The following is an 11,165-nucleotide window of genomic DNA, read 5'->3' as shown; positions in this document are numbered from 1 at the left end:
GGGACGCGGCGATGAGGAGTGCCCTGTGCGACTGAAGACCCTGACCGTGATCCCCACGTATGACGAACGGGAGGCGCTGCCGGTGGTGGTGCGTCGCCTGCGCGCCGCGCAGCCGCAGGTGCACATCCTGGTGGTCGATGACAACAGCCCCGACGGCACGGGACAGCTGGCCGATGAGATCGCGGCCGCCGATGAGCACGTGCACGTCCTGCACCGGCAGGGTAAGGCCGGCCTCGGCGCGGCCTATCTGGCCGGCTTCCGCTGGGGCCTGGAGCGGGACTATGACGTGCTGGTGGAGATGGACGCGGACTGCTCGCACCAGCCCGAGCAGCTGGGCCGCCTGCTGGAGGCCGTGGAGCGGGGCGCGGATCTGGCCATCGGCTCCCGGTACGTCCCGGGCGGCGAGACCGAGAACTGGCCGTGGTACCGGCAGGCGCTCTCCCGCGGCGCAAATGTGTACACCCAGGTGATGCTGGGCACCGGGGTCAAGGACATCACCGCCGGCTACCGGGCTTTCCGACGGACCACCCTGGAGCGGATCGACCTGGACGGCGTCGAATCCGTGGGCTACTGCTTCCAGGTGGATCTGGGGTGGCGAGCGGAGCTGGCCGGGATGCGCGTGGTGGAGGTGCCCATCACCTTCGTCGAGCGCGAGGTGGGCAGCTCCAAGATGGATTCCGGGGTCATCCTGGAGTCCATGACGAAGGTGGCCCGGTGGGGCCTGAGTGCGCGGGCCGCAACCCTGGGCCGCCGCGTGCGCCAGCTGTTCTCCCGAGCCTGAGCAGCCCAGGCGGCAGGGGAGTAAGCCGGCGCCGTCGGGCCCGTTCCCACAGCATGAGAAAGGCCCCCGCGCACCCGTGAAGGGTGGGCGGGGGCCTTTCGCCGCCCTCAGCGCTCCGCGGTCGCACCGTCTGCGGCGCAAGGAGCGCGGCGTGGGTCTTCCGGCGCCTCAGACGGCGTGGCGCTCCCGGTAGTACTCGAGGCGCTGCTGGAGGGTCTGCTCCAGCTCCTCCATGCTGCGCCGCTCCAGCAGCATGTCCCAGTGCGTGCGCACGGGCTTCTCGTGGGAGGCGTCCGGCTTGGACCCGTCCACCAGCACGGCCTCCTTGCCCGACTTGGCGGTCCAGGTCGGGGGGATCTCCGCCTCGGCGGCAAAGATCACGAAGACCCGCTCGCCGTCCTCGGTGCGGTACTCCACCCGCTGGCGCGGGGCCGGCTCCACACCGGCTTCGGTCTCCATGGACTGAGAGCCCAGGCGCATGCCCCGGAGGCTGCGATCGCTCATCGGTGATCCCTTCGCATGTCTCGTCCCGGTCTCCGGCTCGCGAGCCGGGGACGCGCTTTTCTGTCACCCTACAACCGGACGGACCGGCCCGTTATTCCCCGGGATGCCCGGTTCGTCCTGGGCCGACCCGCACCGGCGGTTCAGGAGCGGGCGGGTCCCTCGTCGGGCTCGGCGCCGGCCTCGGGTTCGGCTGCGGTGCCGGAGGCAGGGGTGCGGGGGAAGGGATCCGCCGCGGACGCCGGGGCCTCCGGGTCGATGCTGGAGGGCGGCATCTCGAATTCGTCGGGATCCACGCTGGTGCGCGTGGGATCCGCGGTGAGGTCCTCATCGGTGATGCGAAGCTCTGGGCTGTCCACGATCGGCTCGTCCTCCGGTTCAGGCTCCGGGGCGGGCTCCTGCTCATCCGTCCCGCCGAAGGGGGAGAGGGGATCCCCGGGGGTGCCGTCGCCGAAGGCCTTGCCGATGCCGCGCAGGGCGTCGCCGAGCTCGGTCGGCACGAACCACAGCTTGTTCGCGCTGCCCTCGGCCAGCTTCGGCAGGGTCTGCAGGTACTGGTAGCTGAGCAGCTTCTGGGTCGGCTTAGCCCGGTGGATCGCGGTGAACACCTTGTGCACGGCCTGAGCCTCGCCGTCGGCCCGCAGAATCGCGGCCTTCGCGTCGCCTTCCGCGGAGAGGATCGCGGCCTGGCGCTCACCCTCCGCGGTGAGGATCTGGGACTGCTTCTCGCCCTCGGCCGTCAGGATCGCGGCACGCCGGTCCCGCTCGGCGCGCATCTGCTTCTCCATCGAATCCTGGATGGAGGCCGGCGGGGTGATCTCCTTGATGTCCACGCGGGACACGCGCAGCCCCCAGCGCCCGGTGGTCGAGTCCAGGACCCCGCGCAACTCGGCGTTGATCTGATCGCGGGAGGTCAGGGTCTGCTCCAGGTTCAGCCCGCCGACGACGTTGCGCAGGGTCGCGCTGGTCAGCTCGTCCACGGCGTGGATGTAATTGGTGATCTCGTAGGTCGCCGCCTGCGGATCGGTGACCTGGAAGTAGACCACGGTGTCGATGCCGACCACGAGGTTGTCCTCGGTGATCACGGACTGGGACGGGAAGGAGACCACCTGCTCGCGCAAGTCGATCAGGGGCAGCACCCGGTCGATGAACGGCACCGTGAAGTGCAGACCGGGGTTCAAGGTGGTGTGGTACTTGCCCAGGCGCTCGACGATCCCGGCACGAGCCTGGGGGATGATGCGCACGGCCTTGAACAGCACGACCGCGACGAACAGGATGAGCAGGGCCAGCAGGATCAGTCCTGCGGTTCCGCCGTTCATGGTTTCTCCTCGGGGGTCAGGAAGGGGACGCGGCCCCGCCGGTGATGGTGGATGGTGTCGAGGGTCAGTGGGCGGAGACGGAGGACTCGCCGGCATCGGCGTCGGGCTCGACCACAGCGGTCGCCCCGTCGATGCGCACGACCCGTCCGAAGGCGCCGGTGTCCAGGCTCAGCCCGCCCGCCCTGCGAGCGGTCCAGACGTCGCCTTCCAGGCGCACCAGCCCCTGGAGGCCGGTGACCCGCTCCAGGGCCTGCACGGGTCGACCCACCAGCGCCTCGGCGTTGTTGCGGGTCTCCGGGGTGTTGCGGTTCAGCCGCCGGACCATGGACGGGCGCACCAGACCGAGCAGGGCCAGGGAGACCGCGGCGAACACCAGCACCTGGATCGGCCAGGAACCGGTGGCGACGGCGGTCACCGCGGCGGCCGCCGCGCCGCCGGCCATCATCAGGCAGACGAACTCCAGCGAGAACATCTCGATCACGCCGAGCAGGAGCACGACCAGCAGCCACAGGGCCCAGGGATTCTGTGCGAACCAGTCGAACATGGCGGGTGGGTTCCTCTCCGGTGGCGATGTCGGCTCGTGCTCACCATCCTGCCGAATCCGGGCACCGAGGGCCACCTCATGCGCGGGATTCCGCCGCCCCATAAAACGCCGATAATCTACATTATGTAAAGTAGAGCGCGGAGCGCCCCTCCTCCGGCGGCGGCGGATGCGGCTCGAAACGAGGTCCCCGGTAGATTCGGAGATCATGAGCTCTCGGCATCCCCGCACCACCGCATCATCCTCCGACGCCGCGCCGACGCGGGCGGTGTGGCCCGTTCTGACGGCCGACGTTCTCGCTGTCGTGGTGTTCGCCGGCCTCGGCAGGCTCTCGCACGGCGAAGATCTGCTGGGCACCCCGGTGACGGCTTGGCCGTTCCTCGTCGGCCTGGCCGTCACCTGGCTGGTCTGCCGCGCCTGGCGCGCCCCGGGCGGGCTCTGGCCCACCGGGATCGTCGTGTGGCTGGGCACGGTGCTGCTCGGCATGGTGCTGCGCCGCCTCGTCGGTGAGGGCACACACTGGAGCTTCGTCGTCGTGACCCTGATCGTCACCGGGATCTTCCTGCTCGGGCACCGTGCGCTGGGGCGGCTGCTCGCCCGCCGTTGCCCCTGAGGACATCCGGCAGAAGTCAACCTCAAGCTGAGGTTGTGTCTTCGTCGAGCTCTCCATCGGTCAGGAACCGGATCCAGCGCTCCAGCAACCGCTGCGCGGCCCCCGAATCCAGGGCCCGCTGCGCGCGCGGAATCGCCTCGACGATCCGCTCGGCCAGCGGGCGGCCGACGTCCGCCCGGCGCGCCACGAGCCCGGCGGCGGCGTTGAGCACGACGGTGTCCCGGATGGGACCCGGCTCCCCCGCCAGCACCCGGCGGATCACCTCCGCATTGTGCGCGGCGTCCCGGCCGGTGATGTCCTCCAGGGTGTTTCCGGGCAGGTCCACGTCCGCCGGCTCCAGGCGCACCCGCTGGATCTGCCCGTCCGCAGTCTCCCAGATCTCGTTGGGCCCGATCAGGCTGAGCTCATCGAGGTTCCGGGCGCCGGTGAAGACGAGGGCGCGGTCCCCGCGGCGGGCGAAGACCTCCGCCATGAGCGGAGCCATCCTCGGGTCCGCGACGCCGATCACCGAGGAGCGCACCCGGGCGGGGTTGGCCAGCGGCCCCAGCACGTTGAACACGGTCGGGACGCCGAGGGCGCGGCGCACCGGGGCGATGTGGCGCATCGCCGGGTGGTAGGTGTTGGCGAACAGGAAGCTGAATCCGACGGCGTCGGCGGCCGCCTCGATCCGCTCCTGGGGGGCATCCAGGGGCGCCCCGAGGCGCTCCAGGGCATCCGCGGAGCCGGTCGCGGAGGTCGAGGCGCGGTTGCCGTGCTTGACCACCTTCTCCCCCGCGCCGGCGATCGTCAGGGCCGCCATCGTCGAGATGTTCACCGTGTTGTGCCGGTCCCCGCCCGTGCCCACGATGTCCACGGCCTCCCGTGAGCCGGCATAGGGCCGGGCCATGGCGAGCATGGTTTCGGCCAGGCCCCGCAGCTCGGCGGCCGTCTCCCCCTTGGTGCGCAGCCCGACCAGGAATCCGGCCACGACCACGGGGTCCGCACTCCCGCTCATCATCTCGCGCATGGCCCAGGCGGCCTGCTCCTCGGTGAGGTCCTCCCGCCGTTCGATGGCGAGGAGGAGCTGCGTCCAGCTGGTTCCGGTGCTCTGCTGCGTCGTCATGCCTTAAAGACTAGGAGAACACGCGCGCAGGGTGCGCCGCCACCCTGGGGAGCATCCGCACGTGTTCTGGGAGTCTGCTGGGAACCGCTCCCCTGCCCTTGCCATCCGCGCCGGTACGGGTTACGTGATCTTTACGATGGTCGGCGGCCGGAAACACGCGGGATTCGGCGGGCCGCAGGCCCTGTGAGGGACACGCCGAGGGGTCGACATGGGCGCGCCTGTTGGTGGCCTGTGAGTTTTACCGACATAATGTCTGTGTGACAACTGCATCCCATACCCCCAGTCAGTCGGCGGCACCGACCCTGAACCGGCCCAACATCGTGTCCGTAGGCACGGTGGTGTGGCTGGCCAGCGAGCTGATGTTCTTCGCCGGCCTGTTCGCCATGTACTTCACGCTGCGTGCCACCTCGCCGGAGATCTGGGCGGAGGACACGAAGCTGCTGGACGTGCCCCTGGCCTTCGGCAACACCGTGGTCCTGGTGCTCAGCTCCGTGACCTGCCAGTTCGGCGTGTTCAAGGCGGAGCAGCTCAAGGCCCGCCGCACCGGCTCGATCTTCCAGATCGGCCAGTGGGGCATGGTCGAGTGGTTCTTCCTGACCTTCATCATGGGCGCCGTGTTCGTGAGCCTGCAGGCCATGGAGTACGCGACCCTGGTGCAGGAGGGCGTGACCATCGCCGCCAACGCCTACGGCTCGGCCTTCTACATCACCACCGGATTCCACGCGCTGCACGTGACCGCTGGGCTCATCGCGTTCCTGTTCATCATCGGACGGGCGCTGGTGGCCAAGCGATTCGGGCACTACGAGGCCACCTCCGCGATCGTCGTGTCCTACTACTGGCACTTCGTCGACGTCGTGTGGATCGTCCTGTTCGCCGTCGTCTACTTCCTGAAGTAGCACCGTCCCGCGGGCTCCCCCACGTACTCACTCACACACCGAAGGATCATTGACGTGAAGGCACTTTCCCAGAAGCGGCGTCACCCGCTGGCGGCCGTCGTCCTCCTGGCCATCGCCCTGGTGCTCACCGGCGGTCTCTACGCAGTTGCCACCGCCTCCAACCAGGCCCAGGCTGACACCGCCGCGTACACCAGCCAGGACATCGAGCAGGGTGAGAAGCTGTTCAGCGCCAACTGCGCCACCTGCCACGGCACCGAGGCCGCCGGCACCGATGCGGGCCCGTCGCTGATCGGCGTGGGCGCTGCCGCCGTCGACTTCCAGATCGGCACCGGGCGCATGCCGCTGGAGATGCAGGGGGTGCAGGCCCAGGTCAAGCCCGGCCAGTTCAACGACGAGCAGATCAAGCAGCTCGCCGCCTACGTGGCCTCCCTCGGCGCGGGCCCGGGGGTGCCCGACGACGAGGACGTGGACGTGTCCAAGGGCGACGCCGCCAACGGCGCCAAGGTCTTCCTGGCCAACTGCGCCATGTGCCACAACGCGGCCGGCGCCGGTGGTGCGCTGACCCGCGGCAAGTGGGCCCCGACCCTGATGGGCGTCTCCGAGAAGCACATCTGGGAGGCCATGGAGACCGGCCCGCAGAACATGCCGGTGTTCAACGACGCGAACATCACCCCCGAGGAGAAGCGCGACGTCATCACCTACCTGAAGTCCCTGGAGACCAACACGACCCCCGGCGGCTTCGCGCTGGGCTCCCTGGGCCCCGTCTCCGAGGGCCTGTTCATCTGGACCATCGGGCTGGGCATCGTCATCGCCTTCACCGTCTGGCTGACCTCCCGCTCCGCCTGAGCGGACAGGCCGCGCTCACACACAAGAATTCGTACCTAGGAAGATAGAGGAACACATGGGCAACCATCGTGACGCAGCACCGGAGAGCTCCGGCGCCGTCGCTACCTCCGATCAGCACCGCGAGGGCTCGTTCCCCGATCCGGGGCTTCCCCACCACCGTCCGCGCCTGACGGATGTGGATCCGAAGGCCGCCAAGAAGGCCGAGCACCGCGTCTCCTGGCTGTTCGTGCTCTCGATGCTGGGCTCGCTGCTGTTCTTCGTGGGCTTCTTCGGGGTCCGCGTGGACGGCGACATCTACGACGTCATGGATCCCGATCCCACCGCGCGGCTGCGCCTGCAGAACCTGCTGCTGGGGCTGGGCATCTCCTTCGCGATGTTCGGCATCGGCGTCGGGATCGTGCAGTGGGCCCGCAGCCTGATGCCCGATCACGAGATGGTCGAGATGCGCCACGAGATCTCCGCCGAGCCCGACCGGGCCGAGGCCCAGGAGATCGTGGAGACCATCATCGAGGAGTCCGGGGTCAAGCGCCGCCCGCTGCTGCGCAACACCCTGATCGGCGCCGTGATCCTCGCGCCGCTGACCTTCGTGACCCTGTTCCGCGAGCTCGGCCCCATCAACCCCGGCGTGCTCAAGCAGACCCTGTGGGGCGAGGGCGTGCGCCTGGTCCGGGACCCCTCCGGGACCCCCATCCGCGCCGCGGACGTGACCATCGGCTCCGCCTACCACGTGCTGCCGGAGAACATCCTCGGGATCTCCCACCAGGACGGCTACCTGGAGGAGAAGGCCAAGGCCGTCGTCCTGCTGATGCGCATGAAGCCCGAGGAGATGCACGTCTCCAAGGGCCGCGAGGACTGGAACGTGGACGGCATCGTCGCCTACTCCAAGGTCTGCACGCACGTCGGGTGCCCCATCGCCCTGTACGAGCAGCGCACCCACCACCTGCTGTGCCCCTGCCACCAGTCCACCTTCGACGCCTCCCACGAGTGCGAGGTCATCTTCGGCCCCGCCGCGCACGCCCTGCCCCAGCTGCCCATCCGGGTCAACGCCGAGGGCTACCTGGAGGCGCGCAGCGACTTCCACGAGCCCGTCGGCCCGGCCTACTGGGAGCGCGGCAAGCAGAAAAAAGAAATGGCGAGTGAGGCCTGATCATGTCCAACGCTGTGACCGAATACCAGCCGGAGACCCGCACCGGCCGCATTGCCAACTTCGTCGACTCCCGCGTCGGGATGTCCGGGATCATCAAGGAGTTCGGCCGGAAGATCTTCCCGGATCACTGGTCCTTCATGTTCGGCGAGGTGGCCCTGTACTGCCTGGTCATCCTCATCCTGTCCGGGACCTACCTGACCTTCTTCTTCAACCCCACCATGGACACCGTCATCTACGACGGCGCCTACGTGCCCATGAAGGGCGTGGAGATGTCCGGGGCCTACGCCTCGGCGCTGGACATCTCCTTCGAGACCCGCGGCGGGCTGTTCATGCGCCAGGTCCACCACTGGGCCGCGCTGATGTTCGTCGTCGCGATCGCGGTGCACATGATGCGCGTGTTCTTCACCGGCGCCTTCCGCCGCCCGCGCGAGCTGAACTGGGTCGTCGGCGGCACGCTGTTCGTGCTGGCCATGGCCGCCGGGTTCACCGGCTACTCCCTGCCCGATGACGTGCTCTCCGGCAACGGCCTGCGCATCATCGACGGCGTCATGAAGGCGATCCCGCTGGTCGGCACCTACCTCTCCCTGTTCTTCTTCGGCGGGGAGTTCCCGGGCCACCACGTGATCGGGCGCCTGTACACGCTGCACATCATGATCGTGCCGGCCCTGATCCTGCTGACGGTGGCCATCCACCTGTTCATGGTCGTCGTGCACAAGCACACCCAGTACCCGGGTCCGGGCCGGACCGAGAAGAACGTCGTGGGCTTCCCCGTGGGCCCCGTCTACGCCGCGAAGGCCGGCGGGTTCTTCTTCATCGTCTTCGGCGTGATCGCCCTGCTCGGGGCGACCACCACGATCAACGCGATCTGGAACTACGGCCCCTATGATCCCTCCCCCGTGCAGGCCGGTACGCAGCCGGACTGGTACATCGGCTGGGTCGACGGCGCCCTGCGCCTGATGCCCGGCTCCTGGCCGTGGCACTGGCAGCTGCAGGCCGGCGGCACCTGGGTCCTGGCGGTCCTGCTGCCGATGATCCCCGCCGCTATCCTGCTGGGCGTGTTCTTCACCTGGCCGTGGCTGGAGCGGTGGGTGACCAAGGACAACCGGGAGCACCACATCCTGGATCGTCCCCGCAACGCCCCGTTCCGCACGGGTGCCGGGGTCGCCGGGATCACCTGGTACGCCGTGATGATGACCGCCGCGAGCTCCGACCTGATCGCCACCCACTTCCACGTGGCCTTCAACGACGTGCTCTACGTGCTGCGGTTCCTGTTCTTCTTCGGCCCGTTCATCGCCTTCGAGATCACTCGGCGGATCTGCCTGTCCCTGCAGCGCAAGGACCGGGAGCTGGTCCTGCACGGCGTCGAGTCCGGTCGGGTCGTCCAGCTGCCGCACGGCGAGTTCATCGAGATCCACGAGCCGCTGAACGAGTACGACCGGTACCGCCTGGTCTCCTTCGAGTCCCCCGTCTACCAGCCGGCCACCCCGGATGAGGACGGGAAGATCGGCGGCAAGGAGAAGATCCGCGGGGCCCTGTCCCGCCTGTTCTTCCACGACCGGGTCGCCCCGGTCACCCCGCGTGAGCTGGAGGCGGCACAGCACCACCACGAGCTGGAGTCCGACGAGAAGCACTGATCCGCTCCCCCGGTCTGGACAGGCCCCGCGCATCGGCTGATGCGCGGGGTCTCTTCGCATACTCTGGGCCGGGTTCGGACCGGGCTCACCTCGCGGGCCGTTCGGGAGGGGTTCGTCGTTTCGGGACCGGAATACCCCGTCCCGAAGCGACGAACCCGTCCCCAAACGCGGCCGATGCCGGTTCCGGTCCCCTGGTGCTCATGACGTGAGACCCGGCCGGCACACACCCACCGGGTCCGAACGGGGACCCGCCCTCGCCTCCACGTCGCCCTGCGCCGCACTGGCGAGGCCCTGAGGTCCCTGTTCCGGAGCCGGTGCCCTGTCCCGGAGCGGATCCGGCGCCCCCTCTGGCGGCGTCGGCCCACCGTCACCACTCTTGCGGGGCTGCCCGCTGACTTGCGTTCGGAGGCGCACACAGACGCAGAGAGGCGCTGGAGCACGGGGCCGGCGCGGCGGGCGCAGGCCGGGGGTGCCATATCCGGGCTGGGCGGGTGCTGCGGCGCGGTGCCCGGCTCCAGGTGGGAGCGCGAGAGGGGACGAGGGGCAGGCTCTCGGTCGGGTCTCGGTCATCACGTTGAGTACGTGCGGTCACAAGGTGGATTTGGTCCCCGCCGGGGAGAGCCGCAGGAGCCGCAGGGCCGATCCAGCGTCCTGGGCGTCGCTTCCTGACTCGTCTCTCTCCCCGCCCCCGCGGAGATACCGGATGCGTGCTGAGATGCGGGGATCGTGTTGGGATACCGCACGACGGGACGCACCTGAGAACGAACAGTGTACCCCAGCACTAAACCCTCATCTCAACGCACTCGGGAGTGCTGCACTCACGACGCTGCGGGCACGCGGCATCACCGGGAAGGCATCGCCGGAGCCGGACGCGGGGCGGGCGTCCTGCATCCGATGATCCGGGGTAGGTCCTTCTGCCGGGGACCCGCCCCGGCTTCCGGCATGGCGCCGACGGTTTGGCGAAAACCAGAGGAGCACTCCCCGGTCGGCCCAGCGTCGCCCCCGTCGGTCTGGGATCGGCCCAGGGTCAGTCCGGGAACGAGACCACCCGGATCCCCCGACTTGGCTCGCCCGTAGGGGACAGACAGAGGGTTGCCTCCGGCGGAGAACCGGGGCCCGTGGGACCGGTATCGGACCCTGCGGGGGGCTCCAGCATGAGGCAGCCCTCGGCAGATGGTCCCCGGTCCCCCACCGGGCCGATGGCGCCCGGCGGGGCCCGGCATCGACGGGCGCCACGGCGACAGCTGCTCGCCACGAGAACGGACGCCCCTCGGGCAGACTGTCCGCGGGCCCGAGGCGTGCGCATCCCCGCAAGGCCGCGGGCCGGGAGAAGAAAGCCGGCTTCCGAGCGCAGCGGCCCCGCGAGGGCATCAGACAGGGGCATAGGGGCGCAAGCATACGAAAAAGGAGCGTCCCCCTCGGTGCAGAGCATGCTCTGCACCGAGGGGGACGCTCCCGTATCGTGCCGGTACCTACCCGGCGGGGGGGGGGGGGCCCCCCCCCGCGGGGCGGGGGGGGGGGGGGGGGGGGGGGGGGGGGGCCGGGGGGGGGGGGGGGGCGCGGCCGGGGGGGGCCGCCCGCGGGGGGGGGGGGGGGGGGGGGCCGGGGGCGGGGGCCCGGGGGGGGCGGGCCGGGGGGGGGGGGCCCGGGCCCCCCCCGGGGGGCGCGGAGCTGGTGGCCAACGAGTCGGCCCCGCACCGGGCCGAGCTGGTGCGCACCTCCCTGCGGCCCCTGGACCCCGCCCGGTATGCGGTGCTGACCGGGGACGGGCGGCGGATCCGGGAG

The 11,165-nt window shown here is 70.0% G+C and carries 10 protein-coding genes; 6 read left to right on the top strand and 4 right to left on the bottom strand.

The window, feature by feature from the left end; translation table 11 throughout:
- The first annotated feature begins 31 nt into the window (after window positions 1-31).
- Complete coding sequence (locus NQ707_RS01645) at window positions 32-781, top strand: polyprenol monophosphomannose synthase (protein WP_064725701.1); 750 nt, start codon at window positions 32-34, stop codon at window positions 779-781.
- A gap of 168 nt (window positions 782-949) precedes the next feature.
- Here NQ707_RS01645 and NQ707_RS01640 read toward each other — a convergent pair whose 3' ends face one another.
- From NQ707_RS01640 to NQ707_RS01630, 3 genes are all read right to left on the bottom strand, one after another.
- On the bottom strand, window positions 950-1,285 hold the full coding sequence (locus NQ707_RS01640; protein ID WP_058730873.1) for an RNA polymerase-binding protein RbpA: 336 nt from the start codon (window positions 1,283-1,285) through the stop codon (window positions 950-952).
- Window positions 1,286-1,425: 140 nt separating this feature from the next.
- The gene (locus tag NQ707_RS01635) at window positions 1,426-2,601 is read right to left on the bottom strand and encodes an SPFH domain-containing protein (RefSeq protein ID WP_058730872.1); all 1,176 of its coding nucleotides are present in this window, start codon (window positions 2,599-2,601) and stop codon (window positions 1,426-1,428) included.
- 64 nt (window positions 2,602-2,665) lie between these two features.
- The gene (locus tag NQ707_RS01630; RefSeq protein WP_404434409.1) at window positions 2,666-3,145 is read right to left on the bottom strand and encodes an NfeD family protein; all 480 of its coding nucleotides are present in this window, start codon (window positions 3,143-3,145) and stop codon (window positions 2,666-2,668) included.
- Window positions 3,146-3,350: 205 nt separating this feature from the next.
- Here NQ707_RS01630 and NQ707_RS01625 point away from each other — a divergent pair, with 205 nt between their 5' ends.
- On the top strand, window positions 3,351-3,755 hold the full coding sequence (locus NQ707_RS01625) for a DUF3054 domain-containing protein (protein WP_081046185.1): 405 nt from the start codon (window positions 3,351-3,353) through the stop codon (window positions 3,753-3,755).
- A gap of 22 nt (window positions 3,756-3,777) precedes the next feature.
- On the opposite strand, the gene trpD is transcribed toward NQ707_RS01625, so the two are convergent.
- Window positions 3,778-4,857 carry an anthranilate phosphoribosyltransferase gene (gene trpD / locus NQ707_RS01620; RefSeq protein ID WP_058730870.1) on the bottom strand — a complete coding sequence of 360 codons (1,080 nt, stop codon included), beginning with the start codon at window positions 4,855-4,857 and terminating at the stop codon, window positions 3,778-3,780.
- A 257-nt stretch (window positions 4,858-5,114) separates the two neighbouring features.
- On the opposite strand from trpD, the gene NQ707_RS01615 reads away from it, so the two are divergent.
- The 4 genes from NQ707_RS01615 to NQ707_RS01600 are packed head-to-tail and all read left to right on the top strand — an operon-like array spanning window position 5,115 to window position 9,380.
- The gene (locus NQ707_RS01615) at window positions 5,115-5,753 is read left to right on the top strand and encodes a heme-copper oxidase subunit III (protein ID WP_058730869.1); all 639 of its coding nucleotides are present in this window, start codon (window positions 5,115-5,117) and stop codon (window positions 5,751-5,753) included.
- A 54-nt stretch (window positions 5,754-5,807) separates the two neighbouring features.
- Window positions 5,808-6,599 (top strand): cytochrome c, encoded by a 792-nt coding sequence (locus NQ707_RS01610; protein WP_058730868.1) that lies wholly within the window; start codon window positions 5,808-5,810, stop codon window positions 6,597-6,599.
- A 55-nt stretch (window positions 6,600-6,654) separates the two neighbouring features.
- Window positions 6,655-7,746 (top strand): ubiquinol-cytochrome c reductase iron-sulfur subunit, encoded by a 1,092-nt coding sequence (locus NQ707_RS01605; protein ID WP_061225508.1) that lies wholly within the window; start codon window positions 6,655-6,657, stop codon window positions 7,744-7,746.
- 2 nt (window positions 7,747-7,748) lie between these two features.
- Window positions 7,749-9,380: a cytochrome bc complex cytochrome b subunit gene (locus NQ707_RS01600; RefSeq protein WP_058730866.1), complete on the top strand. Its 1,632-nt coding sequence runs from the start codon at window positions 7,749-7,751 to the stop codon at window positions 9,378-9,380.
- Window positions 9,381-11,165 lie beyond the last annotated feature (1,785 nt).

This window comes from Rothia sp. BD8, assembly GCF_044878465.1.
GTDB classification, from domain to species: domain Bacteria; phylum Actinomycetota; class Actinomycetes; order Actinomycetales; family Micrococcaceae; genus Rothia; species Rothia kristinae.
Note: the sequence above shows the minus strand (reverse complement) of the source record. Positions and strands in the feature narration are given on the sequence as shown.